Annotated in this window: 21 protein-coding genes; 3 read left to right on the top strand and 18 right to left on the bottom strand. The window is 71.5% G+C overall.

Going from position 1 to position 25,278, the window contains the following annotated elements; translation table 11 throughout:
* Position 1 precedes the first annotated feature (1 nt).
* From def to pyrR, 18 genes are all read right to left on the bottom strand, one after another.
* The gene (gene def, locus ACWENQ_RS05635; protein ID WP_354910234.1) at positions 2-550 is read right to left on the bottom strand and encodes a peptide deformylase; all 549 of its coding nucleotides are present in this window, start codon (positions 548-550) and stop codon (positions 2-4) included.
* A gap of 115 nt (positions 551-665) precedes the next feature.
* Complete coding sequence (locus ACWENQ_RS05630; RefSeq protein WP_354910232.1) at positions 666-1,973, bottom strand: hypothetical protein; 1,308 nt, start codon at positions 1,971-1,973, stop codon at positions 666-668.
* Positions 1,974-1,996: 23 nt separating this feature from the next.
* Positions 1,997-3,604: a hypothetical protein gene (locus tag ACWENQ_RS05625; protein ID WP_452412963.1), complete on the bottom strand. Its 1,608-nt coding sequence runs from the start codon at positions 3,602-3,604 to the stop codon at positions 1,997-1,999.
* A gap of 49 nt (positions 3,605-3,653) precedes the next feature.
* Complete coding sequence (locus ACWENQ_RS05620; RefSeq protein ID WP_452412962.1) at positions 3,654-6,254, bottom strand: primosomal protein N'; 2,601 nt, start codon at positions 6,252-6,254, stop codon at positions 3,654-3,656.
* Positions 6,255-7,332: 1,078 nt separating this feature from the next.
* Complete coding sequence (gene metK / locus ACWENQ_RS05615; RefSeq protein ID WP_354910224.1) at positions 7,333-8,520, bottom strand: methionine adenosyltransferase; 1,188 nt, start codon at positions 8,518-8,520, stop codon at positions 7,333-7,335.
* Positions 8,521-8,649: 129 nt separating this feature from the next.
* Positions 8,650-9,018: a hypothetical protein gene (locus ACWENQ_RS05610; protein ID WP_354910222.1), complete on the bottom strand. Its 369-nt coding sequence runs from the start codon at positions 9,016-9,018 to the stop codon at positions 8,650-8,652.
* Between the two features lie 649 nt (positions 9,019-9,667).
* Entirely contained in the window at positions 9,668-10,867 is a 1,200-nt protein-coding gene (gene coaBC, locus ACWENQ_RS05605; RefSeq protein ID WP_449921105.1) for a bifunctional phosphopantothenoylcysteine decarboxylase/phosphopantothenate--cysteine ligase CoaBC, read from the bottom strand.
* A gap of 7 nt (positions 10,868-10,874) precedes the next feature.
* Entirely contained in the window at positions 10,875-11,144 is a 270-nt protein-coding gene (gene rpoZ, locus ACWENQ_RS05600) for a DNA-directed RNA polymerase subunit omega (RefSeq protein WP_449921108.1), read from the bottom strand.
* 24 nt (positions 11,145-11,168) lie between these two features.
* Positions 11,169-11,705 carry a guanylate kinase gene (gmk, locus tag ACWENQ_RS05595; protein WP_452412989.1) on the bottom strand — a complete coding sequence of 179 codons (537 nt, stop codon included), beginning with the start codon at positions 11,703-11,705 and terminating at the stop codon, positions 11,169-11,171.
* A gap of 138 nt (positions 11,706-11,843) precedes the next feature.
* A complete protein-coding gene (gene mihF, locus ACWENQ_RS05590; RefSeq protein ID WP_183658973.1) occupies positions 11,844-12,167 on the bottom strand; it encodes an integration host factor, actinobacterial type in 324 nt (107 codons plus the stop codon).
* 465 nt (positions 12,168-12,632) lie between these two features.
* Positions 12,633-13,322 carry an orotidine-5'-phosphate decarboxylase gene (gene pyrF / locus ACWENQ_RS05585; RefSeq protein ID WP_354910218.1) on the bottom strand — a complete coding sequence of 230 codons (690 nt, stop codon included), beginning with the start codon at positions 13,320-13,322 and terminating at the stop codon, positions 12,633-12,635.
* Complete coding sequence (locus tag ACWENQ_RS05580; protein ID WP_354910215.1) at positions 13,319-14,296, bottom strand: dihydroorotate dehydrogenase; 978 nt, start codon at positions 14,294-14,296, stop codon at positions 13,319-13,321. The genes pyrF and ACWENQ_RS05580 overlap by 4 nt, the downstream gene beginning before the upstream one ends.
* Positions 14,286-15,152 carry a dihydroorotate dehydrogenase electron transfer subunit gene (locus ACWENQ_RS05575; RefSeq protein WP_449921443.1) on the bottom strand — a complete coding sequence of 289 codons (867 nt, stop codon included), beginning with the start codon at positions 15,150-15,152 and terminating at the stop codon, positions 14,286-14,288. Before ACWENQ_RS05575 ends, ACWENQ_RS05580 begins: the two co-directional genes overlap by 11 nt.
* A 6-nt stretch (positions 15,153-15,158) precedes the next feature.
* On the bottom strand, positions 15,159-18,446 hold the full coding sequence (carB, locus tag ACWENQ_RS05570; protein ID WP_452412961.1) for a carbamoyl-phosphate synthase large subunit: 3,288 nt from the start codon (positions 18,444-18,446) through the stop codon (positions 15,159-15,161).
* 63 nt (positions 18,447-18,509) lie between these two features.
* Positions 18,510-19,616, bottom strand: coding sequence for a glutamine-hydrolyzing carbamoyl-phosphate synthase small subunit (carA, locus tag ACWENQ_RS05565; RefSeq protein WP_449921114.1), 1,107 nt, complete (start codon positions 19,614-19,616; stop codon positions 18,510-18,512).
* A 23-nt stretch (positions 19,617-19,639) separates the two neighbouring features.
* Complete coding sequence (locus ACWENQ_RS05560) at positions 19,640-20,941, bottom strand: dihydroorotase (protein WP_449921116.1); 1,302 nt, start codon at positions 20,939-20,941, stop codon at positions 19,640-19,642.
* Positions 20,941-21,855 (bottom strand): aspartate carbamoyltransferase catalytic subunit, encoded by a 915-nt coding sequence (locus tag ACWENQ_RS05555; protein WP_354910204.1) that lies wholly within the window; start codon positions 21,853-21,855, stop codon positions 20,941-20,943. Before ACWENQ_RS05555 ends, ACWENQ_RS05560 begins: the two co-directional genes overlap by 1 nt.
* A complete protein-coding gene (pyrR, locus tag ACWENQ_RS05550) occupies positions 21,852-22,385 on the bottom strand; it encodes a bifunctional pyr operon transcriptional regulator/uracil phosphoribosyltransferase PyrR (RefSeq protein ID WP_354910526.1) in 534 nt (177 codons plus the stop codon). Before pyrR ends, ACWENQ_RS05555 begins: the two co-directional genes overlap by 4 nt.
* 156 nt (positions 22,386-22,541) lie before the next feature.
* Between pyrR and ACWENQ_RS05545 the strand changes: the two genes are divergently transcribed.
* The 3 genes from ACWENQ_RS05545 (at position 22,542) to ACWENQ_RS05535 (ending at position 25,273) form a co-directional block, all read left to right on the top strand.
* The gene (locus ACWENQ_RS05545) at positions 22,542-23,456 is read left to right on the top strand and encodes a F0F1 ATP synthase subunit gamma (protein WP_452412960.1); all 915 of its coding nucleotides are present in this window, start codon (positions 22,542-22,544) and stop codon (positions 23,454-23,456) included.
* A gap of 66 nt (positions 23,457-23,522) precedes the next feature.
* Complete coding sequence (locus ACWENQ_RS05540) at positions 23,523-23,744, top strand: DUF3040 domain-containing protein (RefSeq protein WP_354910199.1); 222 nt, start codon at positions 23,523-23,525, stop codon at positions 23,742-23,744.
* 131 nt (positions 23,745-23,875) lie between these two features.
* A complete protein-coding gene (locus ACWENQ_RS05535; protein ID WP_449921123.1) occupies positions 23,876-25,273 on the top strand; it encodes an amino acid permease in 1,398 nt (465 codons plus the stop codon).
* The last annotated feature ends 5 nt before the right edge of the window (positions 25,274-25,278 follow it).

The raw sequence follows: 25,278 nt of genomic DNA, 5'->3' as shown, positions 1-25,278 counted from the left end.
GTCAGAGAGCCCTCCCGCCCGTGGCGTGGGGTGAGAACTTGACGGTGGGCGCCTGCAGCCCGCTCCACTCCGCCTCGCGGATCTCCTTCATCGCCAGCTTGCGCTGCTTGGGGTCCATCCGGTCGATGAACAGGATGCCGTCGAGGTGGTCGGTCTCGTGCTGGAAGCACCTGGCCATCAGGTCGGTGCCCTCCAGTACGACGGGCTCGCCGTGCATGTTGAAGCCCTTGGCGACCGCGCGGATGGCGCGCGGCGTCGGGAACGACAGCCCGGGGAAGGACAGGCAGCCCTCCTCACCCTCCTCGTCGAGCTCCGACGACAGATCGAGGTCGGGGTTGACCAGATGCCCGAGCTGGTCGTCGATGTAGTAGGTGAACACGCGCAGGCCGACGCCGATCTGCGGGGCGGCGAGACCCGCGCCTGGCGCGTCCATCATCGTGTCGGTGAGGTCCTTGACCAGCTTGCGCAGCTCCTTGTCGAAGTCGACGACCGGGGCCGCCGGGGTGCGCAGCACCGGGTCACCGAACAGCCGGATCGACTGAATGGACAAGGGGTACTCCGTTTCGCATAGATGGGATCACCCCAGTTTACCGGTGAGAAAGGCGCGGTCAGGGAATCGTCTTCCGGACGGCCACTGACCAGCGGCCACGCTGCCACCGGCCCGGCTAGCCGATCGGCATCGCCCTCGACGAGCGGGCCTTCAGCGCCGCCTTCCGCGCCGCCTTGGCCACCGCCTGGTCGCCGTGGTGGTCGGCCAGCAGTTCGAGGACGGCGACCGTGTCGGGGTGGTCGACCGCGGCCATCTCGCCGACCATGCGCACCAGCTCCTCGCCGGCTTCCAGCACGTCGAAGGAGCCCATGGCCCCTGGCGCGTCGGCGACGTAGAGGAGCGCGGCCAGCGAGTCGATCGCGATCCAGGTGTGGTCGTCGGGGGTGAGCGGCGGCGCGGGCAGGTCGCGGATGTGCAGCCAGGAGGCGGCGTAGCGCCACATGAGCGGCTCGTCGAGGGCCTTGCGGACGGGCAGCTCCGCCTCCGGGCCGAGCTCCTCCAGGACGGTGCCGACCGCGCCGCGCTGGCCCGCCGTGCCCGTGGCGGCGACCTGGACCAGCTCGTGCGCGGCCGACTCGGGCGAGCGGCGCTCCAGCCAGTGGGCGACCACGCTGGGCGTGACCGCGCCGGTGATCATCGCCTCGACCAGCTCGGCGGCGGCGTAGTCGGAGTAGACCTCGACCTCCGCCGCCGTCGGCGCGTCGTGGCCCTCGCGCAGCAGGTCACGGCGGACCGCCCACACCCCGAGCGGGGTGAGCCGGAAGTGGCCGGTGGTGGTCTGCTCGACCAGTCCGCAGTACTCGAGCAGGGCCAGCGCGTCGTAGAGCGCGGCGGGCAGGACGGCCGCCAGGTGGCGCAGCTCGGCCGCGCCGGGGTCGCAGGCGACCTCGTGGGAGTGGAGGATGCCCTTGGCCAGGGTGGCGGCGGCCACCCCGGTGCGGACGGAGTAGACGGTGGCCAGCGTCTCCGCCAGGTGCTCGTCGATCACCGCGGAGCCGGTCAGCCCCTCGTCGGCGCGGTCGAGGACGTCCATCACCACGCCGTCCCAGAACTCCAGCGTCGCCTCGACGGGTAGCTGGAGCGAGAGCGGGCCACGGCTGGCCGTACCCCTCATGATCTGCAGCAGGCCGGTGTTGACCGCGACCACCCACAGCAGGCGCAGCCGCGAGGCCTCCAGGCCGAGCTCGGCCACGGCCGCCTCCGCGTCGGCCGCGGACAGCAGGCCGTGCTCGGTGACGGGACGGGTGCCCGTCCACGCCGTCAGGCGCAGCGCGTCGGCGACCAGCGGCACCTTCGGCACGGCTCTGGCCAGGTCGGCGTCGGACGCCAGGGCGACCGGCGGGAAGACCAGGCCTTCGACGCGCTTGTCCTCGATCTGAGGAGGCTTGCGCAGCTCGGTGAGGTCGAAGACGTTGTTTGCCACTCAGAAAACTTACTGCACAGCCGTCACATGGAGGTACCGATCGCGCGGGAGCGGGCCTTGAAGGCGGCCTTCCTGGCGGCCTTGGCCAGGGTGCCGTCGGGGATGGACCGGCCGAGCAGTTCGAGCACCTCGACGACGTCGGGATGGTCGACCCGCCACATCTCCTCGATCAGGTGGGCGGGCGGCCCCGAGGCGGTGATGTTCTCGGCGAAGATCTCCGGGTCCTCCTCGGCGGCGGGCATCGCCAGGGCCAGCATGTCGACGCTCACCCACAGCAGCTCCTCCTGGGTGAGCGGCGGCGCGGGCAGGCCTCGGGCGGTCAGCCAGTGGATGGCGTGCGGTCGCAGCTCCTGGTCCTCCAGGCACGCCCTGACCGCGCTCTCGGCCGCCGAGTCGAGCTGGTCGACGATGGTGACCGCGATGCCGCGGGCCACCGCCGGCGCGCCACCGGCGGCCGACAGCAGCTCGCCCGCGGCCTCGGCCGGGCTCCTGCGCGCCAGCCAGCGCTGGATGTCGTCCTCGGCCAGCTCCGTCGGGACACCGGACAGCAGCCCCTCGATCAGGCCCATCGCGTCGGCCTCGGCGAGGTCCTCGGCCTCGGGCGCGTCGAGGCCGTGGCCCAGGTAGAGGCGGCGCATGCCGTAGCCGGCCAGAGGGGTGAGGACGACGACGTCACCCGCGCGGTCGAGCAGCCCGCAGTGGGCCAGCCGGTCGAGCGCGGTCTCGACGTCGGCCCCGCTGTAGTCGGTCAGCTCCTCCAGGAACTCCTCGACGACGCTCACCGGCGCCGGGGTCTGCAGGCGGTAGAGCATGTCGAACAGGTCGTAGAGCTCCTCGTCGAGCTCGGCCGAGCCGGTGACCTGGCCGCCGGTGTCCTTGTCCAGCAGGAACTCCACCGTGCGCGCCCACGTCTCCAGCGGGTCGTCGGAGCGCGGCAGCCGTCCGAGGTCCCACAACAGCCGCGGGTACGGCACGGGCGCCGCCGCGGCGTCCTTGACCCGCAGCCGCCCCTTCACGGTCGGCGTGGAGCCCCGCTCGGCCACCCAGGCGCGCAGCCGCCGGGCCTCGGCCAGGATCGGCACCTCCTCCAGCGCCGCCACCAGCTCGTGCCGTGGCGCCAGCCGTACGGCCGGCAGCGGCGCGCAGGCCGGGCAGTCGCACGGCGCCTCGCCCAGCTCGGGCGGCTCGGACAGCTCGCCGGCGGGGATGGCGATCGACTGCTCGAGCGACTCCGGCCCGATCGCGCTGAACAGGCTCTTGGCCATGCCGAAGTTGGCCGGGTCGGCCAGCGCGGTGACCATCTCCGGCTCGATCTCGGCCAGCTTGGCGCGCATCTCCGCCGCGATCCCGGCCGCGATCTCGCCGCGGTCGAGCAGGAAGTCGACGAGCGTGCCGGAGGCCGCGACGGTCTCCTGCGCGCTCTCCGGCGGCGCGATGACCTTGCGCGGATAGATGGACAGCAGCAGCTCTTCGAACGTGGCGGGCGTGAACCCGCCGAGCTGGGTCACGTTGAGATAGTCGCTGGCGTAGTCGCAGAGCAGGCGGATCTCGTCCGCGTCCACGTCGACTTCGTGCGCCCGGCCCCAGGCGCGCAGATCGTCGATGGCTCGGTTCACCCATTCGATCGACACAGGGTGACGCTAACGGGTTACCTACGCCCGCGCGAATCGGGGAAACGGGCTATATCAGGTCGAGAGGGTCAACACTTACCCTCACGACTTCCTGCGCCTTGCGTGCCGCACGCACCCCCATCGCCCCTTTCAACGCCGTTGCCAACTGCTGCCCCAGGGCTCTCGGCACCCGGATCATCGCGCGCTCCTGCTCGCCCTCGGCGCGCCGCGTCTCCACCGGGACGGGGCCGAGCACCTGCGCCTCCGGCGGCAGCCGTACCTCGCCGAGCATCTCCCTGACCGCCGCCGGCGTGCCCGTGAGCGTCGCCATGCGCACCGCGGGAGGGAAGCCGAGCTCGCGCCGCTCGGCCAGCTCCCGCTCGGCGTGGGTGACCGGGTCCCAGCGCAGCAGCGCCTGGACGGCCGGCATCGCCGCGTCGGCCAGCACCACCAGCTCGGCCCGCGGCCGCAGCAGCGCGGCGGCGTTCATCCAGCGCCGCACGGCCTCCTCCGCGGCCCGCAGGTCGGCCCTGCCCAGCATCGCCCACCCGTCCAGCAGCACCGCCGCCGCGTAGCCGCCCTCAGGCACGGGCTCGGCGCCCGGCGTGGCCACCACCAGCGCGCGCCCCGGACCCACCGTCGCCAGCACGCCGTCGCGTCCCGAGGTCTTCACCGGAACCGAGGGGAAGGCGCGCCCCAGCTCCTCGGCGGTGCGCCGGGCGCCCACCACCGAGGCGCGGATCCTGCTGTCACCGCACGTGGGACAGCGCCAGTCCCCCGCGATCCGCCCGCACCACCGGCAGTACGGCGCCGCGTGCCCGCCGCGCAGCGCCAGCGGCCCGTGACACAGCTGCTCCCCCGTGATCGTCGCGCGGGTCGGCGGGTGTACGCATCTGGCCGGCGCCCTGCACGTACGGCAGGCCAGCGAGGGAAGGTAGCCGCGCCGCGGCACCTGCACGAGCACGGGCCCGTCGGCCAACCCTTGCTGCAGGGCCCGCCAGGCGAGGCTGGGCAGCCTGGCGGCGCGCGCCGCCTGGTCCTTGGCGAGCTCGCCGTCCTCCCCCGCGGGCCGTACGCGCGGCGCGACCGACCTGATCGCCTGCCTGCCCGCCACGATGGGCCTGGCCCACCCGGCGGCGATGAGCTGGGTGGACTCCGCCGTACGGGAGTAACCGCCGATGAGCATGCCCGCACCCGTCCGGTGGGCGCGCAGCGCCAGCACCTCCCTGGCGTGCGGGTAGGGGGCCAGCCGCTCGGCGTGCAGGTCATCGCCGTCGTCCCAGATGACCAGCAGGCCAGGCTTCTCCACCGGGGCGAACATCGCCGCCCTGGTGCCGACGACCGCCCTCACCTGGCCGCGCAGCACGCGCAGCCACCTTCGGTAGCGCTCGGCGGGACCGAGGTCGGCGGTGAGGGCGACGTGCCTGCCGGGGCCGAGCACGTCGGACAGCGCCTGGTCGGCGAGCGTGACGTCCTTGCCGTCGGGGACGACGACGACCGCGCCCCTGCCGCCGTCCAGCGTCGCCCTGACGGCCTCGGCCACGGGACGGGTCCAGCCGACGCCGCCGGGCAGGGCGCTCCAGACGGCTCGCGGCGACCTGCCGTTGGCGAGGGCGTCGAGGAAGGAGGCGCCCATGGGGTACGGATCCCAGGCGCTCCCGTTTCCCGCCCCGGTGCCGGATGGGCGATCCGGGTGGTTCCCGCTGGTGGGATCGTCCCGCGTCGCGTCGCCTCCGGCGCCTTGGTCCGCTGGCGGCTCCTTCGCCGCAACGGCGGGACCGCCGGCCGCGCCCCTGACCGGCATGACGGGACCGCTCGCCTTGGCGGAGACGACGGAGTCGCTCGCCGTGGCGGGGTAGGCGGAGTCGCTCGCCGCCTCCCGCGCCGGCGTGACGGGGCCGTTCGCCATGGTCCCAACCGGGTCGACGGGGCCGCCGGGCGTGGCCGTGGCGGGGTCGAGGGGTTCGCTCGCCGTACCTCCGGCAGGGGCGGCGAGGCCGCCTCCTGGGGCCGCCGCCTTGGCGCCGAGGTCGTCGCCTGCCGGGGTCGCAGGGCCGGTCATCGTGGCCGCCGCCGGGCTGCCGAGGTCGCCGGCCGCCGGAGTGGCGGCACCGGCCGTCATGGCCCCCGCCGGGCCCCCGAGGTCGTCGGTTCCCGGGGTTGCGGAGCCGGTCGGCGTGGCCGCCGCTGGAGCGGCCAGATCGGCCTTCCGCCCCCGGACGGCAGGCGCCGCGGGCTCGGACTCCACGCGAGCGTGCCGGGGCGGGATCGCGAGGCGCAGCACGTCGGCCATCGTCCCCGCGTAGCGGTCGGCGACGCCGCGCGCCAGCCCGGCGATCTCGGGCGTGAGCACCGGCTCGGGCGACACGACGCGTTCGAGCGCCATCAGCCGCCCCTCGTGCTCGCTGCCCGCCAGGCGCTCCACCAGGAACCCGTCGACCAGCTTGCCGGCGAACCGCACCCGCACCCGCACCCCGGGCACGGCGTCACGATCCATCGTCTCGGGCACCAGATAGTCGAACGGCCTGTCGAGATGCGGCAGCGGGCTGTCGACCACCACCCTGGCCACGGGAAGCTCAGCGGCCGCCACAGGGGCGCCCAGGTCGCGCTTGGCCGACTCCGCGGGTCGTACAGCCTCGAGGGGCAGAAGGGCGTCGTCGGAGTCGGTCACAGACTACGTCTACCAGATGCGGCGCACCCGCCGGTCGGCTCGCGCCGGACGCGGAACCCGCCCTGCGACGACGCGACCGCACCCCTGCTGGAGTGCGGCATCATCAGGAGAACAACCCGAGCCGCACGTGGTCGTGCCGGATACCGGCCGTGGAAGACCCACGGTGCCCACCGCTACTCCCCGTCGGGGACCGACCGCCCCGGAGGCCGCACCAAGCGACCCGACGGCCGCTCCGACGAACCACCGCCTCAAGCGAACCCAACGAACCACCGGCCTCAAGCGAACCGACGGTCGCTCTGGCGAACCACCGGCCTCAACCAACCCGACAGCCGCTCTGACGAACCACCGGCCCCAAGCGAACCGACGACCGGCCTGACCACGAGTCGGCGACCTCAAGCGACCCGACAGCCGCTCACCGGGAGCCGGCGGCCCCAAGGTTGCCGATACCAGCCGCCCAGGCGCGATCCCTGTCCTCCGGGGCGCTGAGACGCGAACGGGCCGCCGGAGACTGACAGTCCCCGCGGCCCGATGACGAACACCGACCGGTCGGGAGTCGACGGTCCCCACGCTCCACCGGTGTAGACCGGCGGCCTCCCGTCGACGCTCAACGCCGACCGGCCGGAGATCGACGTCCCTCGCGCGTCACATCGGCGCAAGAGCACACTGGACGGCCGCGCCTCGCGTGATGCGAAGCACTCCGATCTCAGACCGGCACCACTGTCGCGAAACACCCGATCCGGGACCGACACCCATGACGCCACACGATCCGGCCCGAGACCGGCACCCCATGACGTCAGGCGATCCCATCCGGAACCGGAACCCATGACGCCAGACGATCCGATCCGGGACCGACACCCATGACGCCAGACGGTCCAAGACGGCGCGCCGTGACGCGAGACGGTCCGATCATCGGAGGACGCCCCGCGACGCACTGGACGGCGCCACCACGCGATGGCACGCCCGGCCAGAGGAGCCCACGCCCCGCACCGCGAAGGCGGGTCCGCGACCGGCGGACCCGCGGCGCGAGGAACGACCGCGTCCGGGGCCGGAAGACCGGCGGCCCGGAAGCGGGCGTCCGTCAGAGGCCGGCGGCCTGGCGGAGGGAGGCGGCGCGGTCGGTCGACTCCCACGAGAAGCCCTCACGGCCGAAGTGGCCGTAGGCGGCGGTCTCGGAGTAGATCGGGCGCAGCAGGTCGAGGTCGCGGATGATCGCGGCGGGACGCAGGTCGAACACCTGGGTCACGGCCTCCTGGATCTTCTCCACGGGGACCTTCTCGGTGCCGAACGTCTCGACGAAGACGCCCACCGGCTCCGCCTTGCCGATGGCGTAGGCGACCTGGACCTCGGCCCGGTCGGCCAGGCCGGCGGCGACGATGTTCTTGGCGACCCAGCGCATGGCGTAGGCGGCCGAGCGGTCGACCTTGGACGGGTCCTTGCCGGAGAAGGCGCCGCCGCCGTGGCGGGCCATGCCGCCGTACGTGTCGACGATGATCTTGCGGCCGGTCAGTCCGGCGTCGCCCATGGGGCCGCCGATCTCGAACCTGCCGGTCGGGTTGACCAGCAGCCGGTAGCCCTCGGTGTCGATGTCGATCCCGGCGAGCACGTAGTCGACCACGTGCTCCTTGATGTCGGGCGTCAGCATCTCCTTGAGGTCGATCTCCGCCGCGTGCTGCGTGGAGACCACGACCGTGTCGAGACGGACCGGCTTGTCGCCGTCGTACTCGATCGTGACCTGGGTCTTGCCGTCGGGACGCAGGTAGGGCACCAGGCCGGACTTGCGCACCTCGGACAGGCGGCGGGCGAGCCTGTGCGCGAGCGTGATCGGCAGCGGCATCAGCTCGGGCGTCTCGCGGCAGGCGTAGCCGAACATCAGACCCTGGTCGCCGGCACCCTGACGGTCGAGCTCGTCGACATCGCCCTCGACACGGTGCTCGTAGGCGTCGTCGACACCCTGGGCGATGTCGGGCGACTGGGCGCCGATGGAGGCCGACACACCGCAGGAGGCGCCGTCGAAGCCCTTGTGGGAGGCGTCGTACCCGATCTCGAGGATCTTCTCGCGGATGACGCCGGCGATGTCGACGTAGGTCTCGGTCGTCACCTCGCCTGCGACGTGGACCTGGCCGGTAGTGATCAGCGTCTCGACGGCGACCCGGGACCTGGGGTCGTCCTTGAGCATGGCGTCGAGAATCGCGTCACTGATCTGGTCGGCGATCTTGTCCGGGTGGCCTTCGGTGACCGACTCGGAGGTGAACAGGCGACGTGACAACTCAGTGGCTCCTCATGCAGCGGCTGCTGACGGTGGTGTGGCTCGGGCGGGCAGGGCACGCCGGGGCCATCGCCGAAGTGTAGCCCGACATGCCCGTGTGCCGCGAAACTGCTCCCATTCTGCCGCTTGTCATAGGTAGGGAAGCGGATCGTGGGGCAGGGTGTCGGGTTCGAACACCTCGGCGTCGGCCGCGGCGACGACCGCGGCGTACTCCTCCTCGAACTCGAAGAACATCTGGCCCACCTGGATGACCGGGCTGGGCGCCATCGTGATCGGCCCGAGCCTGGTGGCACGGGGGAAGGCGGCGTAGAGCGACACCGGCCGGTCGTTCCTCAGCGTCCTGGTGGCCAGGACGGACACCGACTGGTCGGTGACGACGATGAGGAAGTTGGCGACGCCGGGCGGGCCTATCGAGAGCGCGGGGAAGACATAGCGGATCTCCTCCCCCTGGCGCAGCAGAGCCCTGCAGCGATCCCTGACAGCCGACGTCACCGGCATCCCATCCCCCCTCGCCGACCCTCAGTATTGGCAGGCGGCGGGGGACGCCGCAACAGGTGATCAGGTAACCGCCCATGTCGCTTCCCGAAGGTCAGCGCCCCGGGGGCCAAGCGCGCCGAGGGAGCAGCGGCCCCGCGCCGGTCTCGCTGTACGGCCCGGCGGGGCCACGCGCGCCACCCGGGGCAGCGGCGAGCCCGGCCCTCCTTCGAAACGCGGCGGTCACGGGCCGCCGGAGCCGCTTCGGGCACGCGGGGACGCCAGGGGGTCAAGCAGACAGGGACGCCCGGGGCTGAAGCACGCAGGGACGCCCGGGAGCCCAAGCACGCAGGGACGCCCGGGACTCAAGCATGCAGGGACGCCGGGAACTCAAGCGCGCAGGGACGCCCGGCTTCGAGCGCGCAAGAACCACGGGATTCGAGCGCCCAGGAACCCCGGGATCCGGCGCGCCCGCCCCGGGGTCCCGGCGCGCTTGGCCATGGAGCTGGGCGGGGGTGGCGAGCCCGGCGGAGCGCCACCACACCCGCGTGTGAGCGTGAGGCTACCGCGGGCCGGATCCGGGCGCGGGGACGTGGCGAAGCGCCGCGGGTGCCGTCACCCTCACAGGGTCACACCCGAGCGCGCGTGCCGTCCCTATCAAGCGGGCGGCGGGTCAGGAGAGGCGGGCGGCGATCAGGTCCCATACGGCGTCGGCCAGGTCCTCCTTGGGCCCGCGCCCGACCTCGACCTGGGACCCGTCGGCGGCCAGGATGACCGCGGCGTTGTCGGGCGTGCCGAAGGCCAGCCCCTCGCCCACCTGGTTGACCACCAGCAGGTCGCATCCCTTGCGGGCGAGCTTGGCCTTGCCGTTGGCCAGCACGTCGTCGGTCTCGGCCGCGAACCCGGCGATCACCGCGGGCCCCGCGCCGGGCCCGGCCGCGCGCCGCCGCTCGCCCAGCTCGGCGAGGATGTCGGGGTTCTTGACCAGGTCGATCGGCTCGGGCTCGGCCGACGTTTTCTTGATCTTGGAGTCGTGGCGCACGGCGGGCCTGAAGTCGGCCACGGCCGCCGCCATGACGACCGCGTCGGCGTCGGCCACGGCCGACAGCACGGCGTCACGCAGCTCGATCGCCGACTCGACCCTGACGACCTTGGCGCCCGCCGGGTCGCCGAGCGAGACGTTGGCCGCGACGAGCGTCACCTCGGCGCCGCGCGCGACCGCCGTGCGGGCCAGCGCGTATCCCTGCCGCCCGGAGGAGCGGTTGCCGAGGTAGCGGACGGGGTCGAGGGCCTCGCGGGTGCCGCCGGCCGAGATGACGACCTTGCGTCCCGCCAGGTCGCGTGGACGGCCGGCCATGACGCGGCGACAGATCTCGAAGATCTCCGCGGGATCGGGCAGCCGGCCGGGACCGGTGTCGGCGCCGGTGAGGCGGCCGACGGCGGGGTCGATGACGATGGCCCCCCGCTCGCGCAGGACGGCGACGTTGGCCCGGGTCGCCGGGTGCTCCCACATCTCGGTGTGCATCGCGGGTGCGAACACCACGGGACACCGGGCGGTGAGCAGCGTGTTGGTGAGCAGGTCGCCCGCCAGGCCGTGGGCGGCCCTGGCCAGGACGTCGGCGGTCGCCGGCGCGACCACGACGAGGTCGGCCTGCTGGCCGAGCCGTACGTGGGGCACCTCGTGCACGCCGTCCCACACGTCGGTGGTCACCGGGTGCCCGGACAGCGCCGCCCACGTGGGCTCGCCCACGAACCGCAGCGCGTCGCGGGTCGGCACGACCCGCACCTCGTGGCCCGACTCGGTGAACAGGCGCAGCAGCTCGCAAGCCTTGTAGGCGGCGATGCCCGCGCTGACGCCAAGGACGACCCTCATGGAAGGGTCAGACCGCGCCTTCGATGGGCTCGGCGTTGAGGAGACCCTCGGAGACCTCGCGAAGCGCGATCGACAGGGGCTTCTCCTGCGCGTGGGTCTCGACCAGGGGGCCGACGTACTCCAGCAGGCCCTCGCCGAGCTGGGAGTAGTAGGCGTTGATCTGGCGGGCGCGCTTGGCACCCATGATGACCAGCGAGTACTTGCTGTCGACGATGTCGAGCAGCGAGTCGATCGAGGGGTTGGTGATGCCCTCGGCCGTCGGGGCAATGCCTGCCACGTTGTCAGACCTCTCGTCGGAATGCTATGCGGTCATCAAGGCTATCAGCCTGTGGCATACGTCCTGGACGTTCGTGTTCACCAGCGTGGTATCGAACTCCTTCTCGGCCGCCATCTCGATCCGTCCGGCCTCCAGGCGGCGGGCGATGACGTCCTCGGGTTCGGTGCCGCGTCCCCGCAGCCGCTTCTCCAGCTCCTCCCACGTCGGGGGGGCCAGGAAGACCAGCAGCGCCTCCGGCATGCTCTCACGCACCTGCCGGGCGCCCTGGAGGTCGATCTCCAGCAGGGTGGGCACACCCACCGCGATCTTGTCGAGGACGGCCTTTCTCGGCGTGCCGTACCTGTTGCCCGCGAACTCGGCCCACTCCAGCAGCTCGCCGGCCGCGATGAGCCGGTCGAACTCGTCGTTGTCGGCGAAGAAGTACTCCACCCCGTGGGTCTCGCCGGGGCGGGGCTTCCTGGTAGTCACCGAGACCGACAGCCACACCTCGGGGTGTGCCCGCCGGAGCTCGGCGACGACCGTGGACTTGCCGACGCCTGACGGCCCGGAAAGGACCGTCAGCCGCCTGGTGGCGCCGCGCTGGCGCGCGCCGCCACCTGGGGGAACGAAACCTCCACGATCCGTGCCTTCACCTTCGGACCAGGACCTGTCGGTCACCTCGTACCCCCGTCGAACCCGCGATTTCGTGTGGTACCGAGGTTAGCCCTCGTTGCCACCGAACTCGCGCTCGAGGGCAGCCCTCTGGTTCGCGCCGAGACCCCGCACGCGGCGGGACTCGGCGATAGCGTGCCGCTCCATCAACTGCTTGGCGCGGACCTTGCCCACGCCGGGGAGCGACTCCAACAGAGCCGACACCTTCATCTTGCCGATGACGTCGTCGGTCTGCCCATCCTTGAGCACCTCAGCCAGAGAAACCGCGCCGTGCTTGAGACGGTTCTTGACCTCGGCACGCTCTTTACGGGCCTTGGCAGCCTTCTCAAGGGCTGCGGCGCGCTGCTCAGGGGTCAGGGGAGGAAGAGCCACGCCGGGTCACCTCGAATTTCTTTGCGATGTACTCGGACGGCAAGGGAAACTAGCTGGTCAAGACGTCGTTAGCAACGTCAAGCGCCGTTTCTCTCACCATAAAGTCCACTTCTTCACTCTGTGAAGTCACACCGCTACACTGTGCTGATCAAAATGCCCCTACTTCGCGCTTTTCAGCGTTCGTCAACCGGGTCGCCGCGAATGCGATCATGATCACAGAAACCGGTCCCGACACCCCTTCCTGACCCGTCCTTTACGGACAGCCGAAGACCCGATTCGGCGGCCCTGCCGGGGTTTCGGACACCTCGCGCCCCTCGCGTCGATCGCCCGGTGAAGGGTCGCGTCAGGACGCGGCCGGCCAGACTGTCGGGACGGAGGCGACGGCAGGGCCGGAAGAGCCTTCTGCGAGCGATGTGACGGACGGGGCGGACGTGGACTTGACCCAGGCGGCCGTTCCAGAGATGATCATGACCGTCGGAGCGACGCGGCGATCGAGGCCGCCGTGGCGCCGGGGTCGGCCGAGCCGGTGATCGGGCGGCCGATGACGAGCAGGTCGGCACCGTCGGCCAGCGCCTGCTCGGGCGTGGCCACCCGCGCCTGGTCCTGGCTGTCGGCGCCGGCGGGCCGTACACCCGGGGTGATCAGCGTGATGTCCGGCCCCACGGCCGCGCGCACGCCGGCGACCTCGTGCGGCGAGCACACCAGCGCCTTGGCGCCCGCCTCCACCGCCATCACCGACAGGCGGCGCACCGCGTCCTCGGGCGAGCCGGCGATCCCGATCGCGGCGAGGTCCGCGGCCGACAGCGAGGTGAGCACGGTGACCGCCGCGATCTCGGTGTGCGGAGCGGCCTCCACGGCCGCCTGGATCATCGCGGGACCGCCGGCGGCGTGCACGGTCAGGATGGCGGGCTTGAGCCGCGCCACGGCCCTTGTGGCCCCGGCCACGGTGTTGGGGATGTCGTGGAGCTTGAGGTCGAGGAAGACCCGTACGCCACTGGCCCCCTGCACCGAGGCGATCACGTCGGGTCCGTAGCGCAGGTAGAGCTCGAGGCCCACCTTGACGGTGCTGACATGGGGGGTCACCAGCGAAGCCCAGCGGGCCGCGGTCTCCAGGTCTGGTGCGTCCAGGGCGACGGCGATGGGTGCGGGCGTCACAGCGAACTCTCCTCGGAGTCGACGAGCAGGTGCCGGGCGGCGCTGCCCGGTGGCCGGTGTGCCAGGCCGACGGCGTCGGCCAGGCGGTGGAATCCCCTGGCCGCCAGCAGCTCCTCGAGCTCGCGCTCGATGCGCAGGCAGGCGTAGGGGTCGTGGAACAGCGCCGTGCCCACCCCGACCACGCAGGCGCCTGCGAGGACGAGCTGGAGGGCGTCGTGGCCGCTGGCCACGCCGCCGACGCCGATGATGGGCACGCCGGGGATGGCGGCGTGGACCTGCCACACGCACCGTACGGCGAGCGGCAGGATCGCCGGCCCGGACAGCCCTCCGGTGCCGGCGGCGAGGGACGGCTTGAGCGCGTCGATGTCGATGGCCATGCCGAGCGGGTTGTTGATCATGGAGAGCGCGTCGGCCCCCGCGTCGACGCAGGCGCGGGCGACCGCAACGACGTCGGCCACGTCCGGCGAGAGCTTGGCCACCACCGGCACGTCGTAGCGCATGACCGAGCGCACCGAGGCGATCACCTCGGCGGCGGCGCCGCCGTCGCGGGCGAAGACCCGGCCGCGGTCCTCGATGTTGGGACAGGCGAGGTTGACCTCGATCGCGGTCACGCCGGGCGCGTCGGTGAGCCGGCGGGCCAGCGCCGCGTACTCGGCCACGGTGCCGCCGCCGATCGAGACGACGGTCTTGATGCCGCGCTGGGCCAGCCACGGCAGCTCGCGTTCGAGGAAGGCGTCGATGCCCGGCCCCTGCAGGCCCACGGCGTTGAGCATGCCCGAGGGCGTCTCGGCCATCCGCGGGGTGGGCCTGCCCGCCCGCGGGGCCATCGTGATCGACCGGGTGACCAGCGCGCCGAGACGGTGCAGGTCGAAGAACTGGGCCAGCTCCCTGCCCGAGCCCGCGCAGCCCGCCGCGGTCGTGACCGGGTTGGCGAGCTCGACGTGGGCCAGGAAGGTCCGCATGTCAACCGACATGACGCGCTCCACCGCCGGGGGCGCCGAGCGCGTCGAACGGGATCGTTCCCACGTCCTCGAACCGCACGCGTTCGCCTCTGAACACAGGACCCTCCGCGCAGGCGCGCACCATCCTGGTGGCGCCGTCGTCACCGATGACGGGCAGGACGCAGGTCATGCAGATCCCGATGCCGCAGGCCATGGCCTCCTCGACCGCCACCTGGACGGGGATGTCGAACTCGATGGCGACCGCGGTGACCTGGCGCAGCGTCGCCATCGGCCCGCAGGCGTAGATGGCGTCGGCGCGCGTGTCGGCGATCACGGACGGCAGCACGTCGGTCACCTTGCCGCGCAGGCCCAGCGAGCCGTCCTCGGTGGTGAGGGTGGTGGTCTCGGCCATCCTGCGGGCCCGCATCGCGCCGAACACCCGGTCGGCCGAGGCCGCGCCGAGCACGAAGTCGATGCGGCAGCCGCGTTCCATCAGCGCGTCGGCCAGCGGGAACAGCGGCGCCGCGCCGTACTCGTCGCCGACCAGCACGCAGACGGCGGGGTCGCGGGGCAGCGGAAAGGGCCGCCCCAGCGGCCCCACCAGGTCGAGCGTGTCACGGGCGCGCCGCTCGGCCAGCCACGACGTGCCGGGGCCGGTGGCGGTGAAGACGAGCTCCACCGTGCCGCCGTAGTCGGGGCTGACGTCGTGGATGGACAGCGCGCGTCTGGTCACCATCGAGGTGCGCGGCCCCCCGACGGCGACCGAGACGAAGTGGCCGGGACGGAACCGCTCGGCGACGCCGGGCGCCACCACGGTCAGCGCATGGTAGGCGTCGACCCGGCGCGTGGTCAGCACCGTGCCAGTCACCTGCACCGGAGTCCCGGCCAGACCTGATCACCCCCGCAGGGCTCGTGCGTGTTCCTGAAGGGACCGTACGCCCACATCGCCCCGCACGTTGGCCTGGATGCCCGCGGCGGCCGCGGCGAGCCCCTGGACCGTCGTGATGCACGGGATGCCGCGCAGCACGGCGGCGGTGCGGATGTCGTAGCCGTCGAGGCGCGGCCCCGACTGCCCGGGGCTGCCGAACGGCGTGTTGACGATCAGGTCCACCTCACCGTCCAGGATGCGCTGCACGATCGTCGGCTCACCGTCGGGTCCCGTCCCCTCGCTCTGCTTTCGCACGATCTTGGCATGGACTCCGTTACGGCGCAGCACCTCGGCGGTGCCCTCCGTGGCCAGAATCTCGAAGCCGAGGTCGGCGAGGGCACGCACCGGGAAGATCATCGAGCGCTTGTCCCTGTTGGCGACGGAGACGAACGCGCGGCCCTTGGTGGGCAGCTCGCCGTAGGCTCCGGCCTGCGACTTGGCGTAGGCGATGCCGAAGAACTCGTCGATGCCCATGACCTCGCCCGTCGAGCGCATCTCGGGGCCGAGCACGGTGTCGACGCCGCGGAAGCGGTTGAACGGGAGCACGGCCTCCTTGACCGCGATGGAGGCGTCGAGCGGCAGCGTGCCGCCGTCGCCGTGCTCGGGCAGCATGCCCTCGGCCCGCAGCTCGGCGACGGTCGCGCCCATCATGACGCGGGCCGCCGCCTTCGCCAGCGGCACCGCCGTCGCCTTGGAGACGAACGGCACGGTACGGCTGGCGCGCGGGTTGGCCTCCAGGACGTACAGGACGCCCGCCGACATGGCGTACTGCACGTTGAGCAGGCCGCGGACGCCGACGCCCCTGGCGATGCCCTCGGTGGCGGCGCGGATGCGCTTGATGTCGTTGCCGCCGAGCGTGATGGGCGGCAGCGCGCACGCCGAGTCGCCCGAGTGGATCCCGGCCTCCTCGATGTGCTCCATGACGCCGCCGAGGTAGAGCTCCTCGCCGTCGAACAGCGCGTCGACGTCGATCTCGATGGCCTCGTCGAGGAACTTGTCGATCAGCACGGGGTGGCCGCCCTCCTGGGCCGCCATGTAGGTGCTGAGCGTCTCGTCGTCGTAGACGATGGCCATGCCGGCGCCGCCCAGCACGTAGGACGGCCGCACGAGCACCGGGTAGCCGATCTCCTCGGCGATCTCCAGCGCCTCGGCGACGGTCAGCGCGGTGCCGTGCTTGGGGGCGGGCAGCCCCGCCTCGGCCAGCACGCGACCGAAGGCGCCGCGCTCCTCGGCCAGGTGGATCGACTCCGGCGAGGTGCCGACGACGGGCACGCCCGCGTCCTTCAGCGCCTGCGCCAGGCCCAGCGGCGTCTGGCCGCCGAGCTGGACGATCACGCCGGCCACCGGGCCGGTCTGCTGCTCGGCGTGGACGACCTCGAGGACGTCCTCCAGCGTGAGCGGCTCGAAGTAGAGCCGGTCGGAGGTGTCGTAGTCGGTCGAGACGGTCTCGGGGTTGCAGTTGACCATGACGGTCTCGAACCCGGCCCTGGACAGCTCGAAGGAGGCGTGCACGCACGCGTAGTCGAACTCGATGCCCTGGCCGATGCGGTTGGGCCCGCTGCCCAGGATGAGGACCTTGGGCCGCTCGCCGTAGGGGACCTCGTTCTCCTCGTCGTAGGTCGAGTAGAGGTAGGGCGTCCTGGCGGCGAACTCGGCGGCGCAGGTGTCGACGGTGTTGTAGACCGGGCGCAGGCCGAGGGCGTGGCGCAGGTCGCGCACGCGCGACTCGTCCATGCCGCGGATCTCGCCGATCTGGGCGTCGGAGAAGCCGTGGTGCTTGGCCTGCTCCAGCACCTGCCTGGACAGCTCGGGGGCCTCGGCGAGGGCGCGGGCCTCCTCGTCCAGCAGCATGAGCTGGTCGATGAACCACGGGTCGACGTTGGTGGCCTCGAACAGCTCCTCGGCCGTCGCGCCCGCCCTGATGGCCTGCTGCATGGTGCGCAGCCTGCCGTCGTGGGGCGTGCGGCAGTCGTCGAGCAGCTCCTGCTTCGAGGCGAGGTGGCCGGCCCAGGAGAACGACGAGCCCTTCTTCTCCAGCGAGCGCAGCGCCTTCTGCAGCGCCTCGGGGAAGGAGCGGCCGATCGCCATGGCCTCGCCCACCGACTTCATGTGCGTGGTGAGTGTCTGGTCGGCGCCGCGGAACTTCTCGAAGGCGAACCTCGGCACCTTGACCACGATGTAGTCGAGGGTCGGCTCGAAGGAGGCCGGGGTCTCCTTGGTGATGTCGTTGGGGATCTCGTCGAGCGTGTAGCCGATCGCCAGCTTGGCGGCGATCTTGGCGATCGGGAAGCCCGTCGCCTTGGAGGCCAGCGCCGACGACCGCGACACGCGCGGGTTCATCTCGATGACGATCATGCGGCCGGTGCGCGGGTTGACCGCGAACTGGATGTTGCAGCCACCGGTGTCGACGCCCACCTCGCGGATGACCGCGATCGCGACGTCACGCATGTTCTGGTACTCGCGGTCGGTCAGGGTCAGCGCCGGGGCCACGGTGACGCTGTCGCCGGTGTGGACGCCCATCGGGTCGATGTTCTCGATGGAGCACACGATGACGACGTTGTCGGCCTTGTCGCGCATGACCTCGAGCTCGTACTCCTTCCACCCGAGGATCGACTCCTCGAGGAGCACCTCGGTGGTCGGGCTGGCGTCGAGGCCCGCGCCGGCGATGCGGCGCAGGTCGGCCTCGCCGTAGGCGAAGCCCGAGCCGACGCCGCCCATGGTGAAGGAGGGGCGCACGACCAGCGGGTAGCCGAGCTCCCCGGCGGCGGCCAGGCACTCGTCCATGCTGTGGCAGATGACCGACTTGGCGGACTCGGCGTTGAGGCCGTGCTCGCGGGCGACCTTGGCGACGATCTCCTTGAACCGCTCGCGGTTCTCGCCCGCCTGGATGGCGTCGAAGTCGGCGCCGATCAGCTCGACCTCGTAGCGCTCGAGGACGCCGGCCTCGTGCAGGGCGACCGCGGTGTTGAGCGCCGTCTGCCCGCCCAGGGTGGGCAGCAGCGCGTCGGGCCGCTCCTTGGCGATGATCTTCTCGACGAACTCGGGGGTGATCGGCTCGACGTAGGTGGCGTCGGCGAACTCGGGGTCCGTCATGATCGTGGCGGGGTTGCTGTTGACCAGGATCACCCTGAAGCCCTCGGCGCGCAGCACGCGGCAGGCCTGGGTACCCGAATAGTCGAACTCGCACGCCTGCCCGATGACGATCGGTCCCGAGCCGATGACCAGGATGGACCGGATGTCCTCACGCTTGGGCACGGCTCATGACCTCACAGAACTCGTCGAACATGGGTTGAGTGCGCGCTGCGCGGCGTCGTGCTTTCACGACGCCGCCATCAACGAACAGAACTCGTCGAACAGGTAGGCGGCGTCGTGGGGGCCGGCGGCGGCCTCCGGGTGGTACTGCACGCTGAAGGCGCGCCCGTCGAGCAGGCGCAGGCCCTCCACGCAGCGGTCGTTGAGGTTGACGTGGCTGACCTCGGCGGGCCCGTACGGCGTGTCGAAGGGCCCGTCGAGCGGCGCCTGGACGGCGAAGCCGTGGTTGTGCGCCGAGATCTCCACCTTGCCGGTGCGCACGTCCTGGACCGGCTGGTTGACGCCGCGGTGGCCGTAGCGGAGCTTGTAGGTCGAAAGGCCCAGCGCCCTGCCGAACAGCTGGTTGCCGAAGCAGATGCCGAAGAACGGGATGCCCGCCTCCAGCACCCTGCGCAGGGTGGTGACGTCGGCCGTGGCCGGGTCGCCGGGGCCGTTGGAGAAGAAGACGCCGTCGGGACCGATCGCCTGGATGTCCTCGAAGGTCGCCGTGGCGGGCAGGACGTGCACCTCGCAGCCGCGCTCGGCCATGCGGTGCGGCGTCATGCCCTTGATGCCGAGGTCGACGGCCGCGACGGTGAAGCGCTTGCCGCCGATGGCCTCGACCACGTACGGCTCGGCCGTGGCCACCTCGGCGGCCAGGTCGGCGCCCTCCATGAGGGGCTGCTGCCGTACGCGCTCGACCAGGGCCTCCACCGGCTGCGACGGCGCGCTGAAGATGCCCGCGCGCATCGCGCCGCGCTCGCGCAGGTGGCGGGTCAGCGCCCGGGTGCCGGAGATCGCGATGCCGACGACCCCCTGCTCCTTGAGGTAGTCGTCGAGGGAGCGGGTGGCCCGCCAGTTGGAGACCACGCGGGACGGCTCGCGCACGACGTAGCCCGCGACCCAGACGCGCGAGGACTCGGGGTCCTCGTCGTTGACGCCCGTGTTGCCGATGTGCGGGGCGGTCATCGCGACGATCTGGCGGTGGTAGGACGGGTCGGTGAGGGTCTCCTGGTAGCCGGTCATGCCGGTGTTGAAGACCATCTCCCCGAACGTCTCGCCCTGCGCGCCGTAGGTGCGCCCGTGGAAGACACGGCCGTCTTCCAGCACGAGAACGGCGTTACTGCTGTGCATATGGTGTCCCTCGCGACGCTCGGTCACGTGACCTTCCCTTCGAGAACGGTTGGCTTGCCGCGCAGGAACGTCGCCAGCACCCGTCCGGGAAGGGTCATGCCCTCGTAGGGGGTGTTGCGGCTCTTGGAGGCGAAGGAGGAGGGGTCCACCTCGGTGCGCGAGGACGGGTCGTAGAGCACGATGTTGGCCGGTGCGCCGACCTCGAGCGGTCGCCCGTGGCCCGAGAGGCGGCCGATGCGCGCCGGGGCGACGGACATGCGCTCGGCCACGCCCGCCCAGTCGAGCAGCCCGGTGTCGACCATGGCCTCCTGGACGACGCTGAGCGCGGTCTCCAGGCCGACCATGCCCATGGCCGCCGCGGCCCACTCGGTCTCCTTGTCCTCGACGGGGTGCGGCGCGTGGTCGGTGGCCACGACGTCGATCGTGCCGTCGGCCAGGGCGGCGCGCAGCGCCTGGACGTCGTGCGCGGTGCGCAGCGGCGGGTTGACCTTGTAGATGGGGTTGTAGGCGCCGTTGGGCGACTCCTCGACGAGGTCGTCGGTGAGCAGCAGGTGGTGGGGGGTCACCTCGGCGGTGACGTTCCAGCCCTTGGACTTGGCCCACCGGATGATCTCCACAGAACCGGCCGTGGAGACGTGGCAGACGTGCAGGCGGGAGCCGACGTGGGCGGCCAGCAGGCAGTCGCGGGCGATGATCGCCTCCTCGGCGACCGCGGGCCAGCCCGCCAGGCCGAGCCTGCCGGAGATGACGCCCTCGTTCATCTGGGCGTCCTTGGTGAGCTTGGGCTCCTGGGCGTGCTGGGCGACGACGCCGTCGAAGGCCTTCACGTACTCCAGCGCCCTGCGCATCAGCACGGCGTCGTCGACGCACTTGCCGTCGTCGGAGAAGACGCGCACGCGGGCGGCGGAGTCGGCCATCGCGCCGAGCTCGGCCAGCTGCCTGCCCTCCAGGCCGACGGTGACGGCGCCGACGGGCTGCACGTCGCAGTGGCCGAACTCCTGGCCGAGGCGCCAGACCTGCTCGACGACGCCCGCCGTGTCGGCGACGGGCATGGTGTTGGCCATGGCGTGGACGGCGGTGTAGCCGCCGCGCGCGGCCGACTGGGTGCCCGTCTGGACGGTCTCGGCGTCCTCGCGGCCCGGCTCGCGCAGGTGGGTGTGGAGGTCGACCAGGCCGGGCAGCGCGATCGCGCCGCGCCCGTCGACGACCCCGTCGACCCCCTCTGCGGGGGCAGACCCCGCGGGGCGGATCTCCGCGATGAGTCCGTCGACGACGGCGATGTCGACCGGCTCGCCGCCGAGGATGCGAACGTTCTTGATCAGCATCAGATCTCTCCCCCGAGCAGCAGGTACAGGACGGCCATGCGGATGGTCACGCCGTTGGCGACCTGCTCGACGATCGTCGAGCGCGGCGAGTCGGCCACCTCGGCCGCGATCTCCATGCCCCGGTTCATCGGCCCGGGGTGCATGACGATCGCCTCGTCGGGCATCTTCGCGAACCTGTCGCGGTCGAGCCCGTAGCGGCGGGAGTACTCGCGCTCGCTGGGGAAGTAGGCGGCGTTCATCCGCTCCTTCTGCACGCGGAGCATCATGACGACGTCGGACTTGGGCAGCACGGCGTCGAGGTCGTAGGAGACCTCGCACGGCCAGGTGCCGACGGAGACCGGCAGCAGCGTCGGCGGCGCGACCAGGGTCACGTCGGCGCCCAGCGTGGCCAGCAGCAGCACGTTGGAGCGGGCGACCCTGCTGTGCAGGACGTCGCCGACGATGGTGACCTTGCGCCCTTCGAGCGAGCCGAGGCGGCGGCGCATCGAGAAGGCGTCGAGCAGCGCCTGGGTGGGGTGCTCGTGGGTGCCGTCGCCTGCGTTGACGACGCTGCCGCGCACCCAGTTGGCCAGGCGGTGCGGCGCGCCGGAGGCGCCGTGGCGGATGACGACGGCGTCGGCGCCCATCGCCTCCAGGGTCAGCGCGGTGTCCTTGAGCGACTCGCCCTTGGAGACGCTGGAGCCCTTGGCGGAGAAGTTGATGACGTCGGCCGACAGCCGCTTGGCGGCGGCCTCGAAGGAGATGCGGGTGCGGGTGGAGTCCTCGAAGAAGAGGTTGACCACCGTGCGCCCGCGCAGGGTCGGGAGCTTCTTGATGGATCGTTCCGAGACGCGGGCCAGTTCCTCGGCGGTGTCGAGGATCAGCAGCGCGTCGTCCTTGGTCAGGTCGGCCGCCGAGATGAGATGCCTGTTCACTTGATCAACTCCACTGCGTCGCGCCCGTCGGTCTCCTCCAGGTAGACCTTGACCTTCTCGCTCTTGGCGGTCGGGAGGTTCTTGCCCACGTAGTCGGCCCTGATGGGCAGCTCGCGGTGGCCCCTGTCGACCAGGATGGCCAGCTGGACGGCCGTGGGCCTGCCGAGGTCGTTGAGCGCGTCGAGCGCGGCGCGGACCGAGCGGCCGGAGTAGAGCACGTCGTCGACCAGCACGACGAGCCTGCCGTCGATGCCGTCGGCGGGCAGGTCGGTACGGCCGAGCGGGCGCGCGGGCCGGAGCCTGAGGTCGTCGCGGTACATCGTGATGTCGATCGAGCCGACGGGGACCTTCACGCCCTCGAACTGCTCGATGCGCTCGGCGAGCCGGCCGGCCAGAGTGGCGCCACGGGTGGGGATGCCGAGGAGGACGACGCCGTCGGCGCCCTTGGTGCGCTCGAGGATCTCGTGCGCGATGCGGGTCAGCGCCCGGTGGATGTCCGGGCCTTCGAGAACGGCCCTGGGTTCGGACATGGTGAAGCTCACCGCCTTTCCCGCCTCACGGGACGGGGTTAAAAGGGTGTTGGGTCGCAGCCACATTACCAGCAGCTACCAGCCACGACGGGCAGGGGGTGATACGACGGTTACGCTGGTGTCTCACGTGACGTAGTCGGGTGGCGTCGGGGGGTTATGTTGGGTGCGCAACTACGCCGGATCCGTCAGCGGATCAGGTCGGTCAGATCGACGGCGAAGATCACCCGCGCGCAGGAGCTGATCGCCTCCTCACGCGTGGGCAAGGCGCGTGACCGCGCCATGGACGCCGAGCCGTACAGCAGGGAGATCTCGCGGGCGGTGTCGGCGCTGGTCAGCCATCGCATGCGGATGAACCACGCACTGCTGAACACGCGGCCCGACACCTCGCGGGTGGCGGTGCTGCTGATGACGAGCGACAGGGGTTTCGCGGGCGCCTACAACCAGAACGTGCTCCGTCACGCGCGGGCGCTGGCCACCCTGCTGGAGGGCCAGGGCAAGGAGATCATCCCCTTCGTCACGGGGCGCAAGGGCGTCGACTGGTTCGGCTTCCGCAACAGGGAGGTGCGCGGGAAGTGGATCGGGGTGTCGGGACACCCCGATTACGCGACGGCCGCGGAGATCGGGCGGACGCTGATCGAGGCCTTCGACATGCCCACGCGGGACGGCGGGGTCGGCGAGGTGCACGTGGTGTACACGCATTTCGCCTCGATGCTGACCCAGCAGACGACCGTGCACCGGATCCTGCCGATGGTCCTGGAGGAGGTGGAGGAGCAGGACGAGGACCGGGCCGCGGACGTGCTGCCCAAGGCGCCCTACGAGTTCGATCCCACGCCCGAGGCGGTGCTCGACGAGATGCTGCAGAAGTACGTCCGCTCCAGGATCTGGTACATGATGCTCGACTCGGCGGCCGCGGAGTGGGCGGCCAGGCGCACGGCGATGACGGCGGCGACCGAGAACGCCCTGGAGCTGGTCGAGCGGCTGACCAGGGAGGCCAACGAGGCCAGGCAGGCCGAGATCACCACGGAGCTCAACGAGATCGTCGGCGGGGTCGAGGCGCTCAAGCACCATTGAACAATTTGGAAAATCCGGACAAAAGAGATAAAACCTCCTCCAAGTCTTTCTCGGGGAGGTCGCGGAATGTCCCTGTCCGCACGCGAGCGCAAGATTCTCGACGCCATCGCCCGCCAGCTCGCCACTGAGGAGCCCGCGCTGGTCCGCGGCTTCGCCGAACACGGCCGCGGGCCGGTGACCGCCGAGCGGATCAACGGGCGCTGGGAGGCGTGGCCCGTGGCTCTGATCGCGGTCTGCATGGCGGTCTTCGCCGTCGTGCTGCTCGTGTCCGGCAACCCCCGCAGCTGAGCCCCTCCGGCGCGCCCGCCCGCGCTCTCATGAACAAGAGAAGATGGTTGAGCTGGGCGTTTTAGCGTACTCACCGACGGGGACGCCCCGAATGTCACATGACGTCCGGGGTATCCGCGTTGGGGGGCGCAATGGGAGAGCCACGGCCGCCTGAAGGCGGAGGCGTCGGCACCGTCGAGACCGAGCTGACGGGCGTCACCGAAGGCCCACAACGCAGTCTCGGCCTCGGCGCGGCCATCGCCCTGGTGATCGGCAACATCGTCGGCACCGGCATCTTCCTGCTCCCCGCCTCGCTGGCCGCCTTCGGCACCGTCAGCATCGTGGCGATGGGCCTGGTCACCCTCGGGGCCATCGCGATGGCGATCGTCTTCGGCAGGCTGGGCGCGCGCATCCCGGCCGGCGGCGGCCCCTACGCCTACGCGCGCAACGCCTTCGGCGAGTTCGTCGGCTTCTGGAACGCGTGGTCGTTCTGGCTGACCGCGTGGATCGGCAACGCCGCCATCGCCGTCGCGTGGGTCGGGTACGTGCAGTACTTCGCGCAGCAGGTCTTCGGCCTCAACTGGACGGGCACGACCGCGGCGATCGTCATCGCGCTGGTGGGGCTGTGGATCCCCGCGGTGGTCAACCTGATGGGCCCCAAGAACATGGCCGCCTTCCAGCTCGTCACCACGGTGCTGAAGTTCGCGCCGCTGCTGTTCGTCTCGCTGGTCGGCCTGTTCTTCATCCAGGGCGGCAACTTCGGGCCGTTCAACGCCACGGAGGGCAACGTCGTCGCCGCGATCTCCCTCGCCGGCGCGGTGGCGTTGTTCATCTACTCGGGCGTGGAGAGCGTCTCCATCGCCGCGGAGAAGATCAGGGACCCGATGCGCAACATCGGGCGCGCCAGCGTCATCGGCGTGCTGGCCTGCGCCGTGCTCTACATGCTGAGCACCGTCGCGGTCATGGGCACTGTGCCGTACGCCGAGCTCGTGAAGTCGTCGGCGCCGTTCGCCGACGCGATCAACAACATGTTCGGCGGCACCGGGGGCGGCATCGCGATGGCCGCCTGCGCCATCTTCTCCGGCATCGGCGCCCTCAACGGCTGGACCATGCTGGTGGCCGAGATGCCCAAGGCCGCGGCCCAGGACGGCATGTTCCCGCCGCTGTTCGCCAGGGAGTCACCGCGCGGGGCGCCCATCCCCGGCATCCTGATCGGCACCGTCCTGACGTCGGGCATGCTGCTGGTCGCCTACTCGTCGGAGAACGCCTTCAACACCATCGTGCTGCTGGCCTCCTTCACCACCGTCATCCCCTACTTCTTCTCCGCCTGCGCCCAGCTGTTCTGGCTGGTGACGGGTGAACGCCAGGTCAACAGGGGACGGCTGGGCCGCGACCTCGTCATCAGCGTCGTCGCGCTGCTGTTCGCGTTCTGGATGGCCTACGGATCAGGCCCCGAGGCGGTGCTCGGCGGAACGCTGATGCTCCTGGTGGGCGTGCCGGTCTACATCTGGGTGAAGGCCAAGCGCGGCGAGTACGGCCCGCTGGTCTAGGAAAG

The sequence above is a fragment of the Nonomuraea sp. NPDC004354 genome, assembly GCF_053602555.1.
Note: the sequence above shows the minus strand (reverse complement) of the source record. Positions and strands in the feature narration are given on the sequence as shown.

Coding starts and splice junctions, on each gene's coding strand:
- ACWENQ_RS05610 (WP_354910222.1), bottom strand. CDS start 9,018: ATGCCGGTGACGTCGGCTGTCAGGGATCGCTGCAGGGCTCTGCTGCGC.
- coaBC (WP_449921105.1), bottom strand. CDS start 10,867: ATGAGGGTCGTCCTTGGCGTCAGCGCGGGCATCGCCGCCTACAAGGCT.
- ACWENQ_RS05580 (WP_354910215.1), bottom strand. CDS start 14,296: ATGTCGGTTGACATGCGGACCTTCCTGGCCCACGTCGAGCTCGCCAAC.
- carA (WP_449921114.1), bottom strand. CDS start 19,616: ATGCACAGCAGTAACGCCGTTCTCGTGCTGGAAGACGGCCGTGTCTTC.
- ACWENQ_RS05560 (WP_449921116.1), bottom strand. CDS start 20,941: ATGCTGATCAAGAACGTTCGCATCCTCGGCGGCGAGCCGGTCGACATC.
- pyrR (WP_354910526.1), bottom strand. CDS start 22,385: ATGTCCGAACCCAGGGCCGTTCTCGAAGGCCCGGACATCCACCGGGCG.
- ACWENQ_RS05545 (WP_452412960.1), top strand. CDS start 22,542: ATGTTGGGTGCGCAACTACGCCGGATCCGTCAGCGGATCAGGTCGGTC.
- ACWENQ_RS05540 (WP_354910199.1), top strand. CDS start 23,523: ATGTCCCTGTCCGCACGCGAGCGCAAGATTCTCGACGCCATCGCCCGC.
- ACWENQ_RS05535 (WP_449921123.1), top strand. CDS start 23,876: ATGGGAGAGCCACGGCCGCCTGAAGGCGGAGGCGTCGGCACCGTCGAG.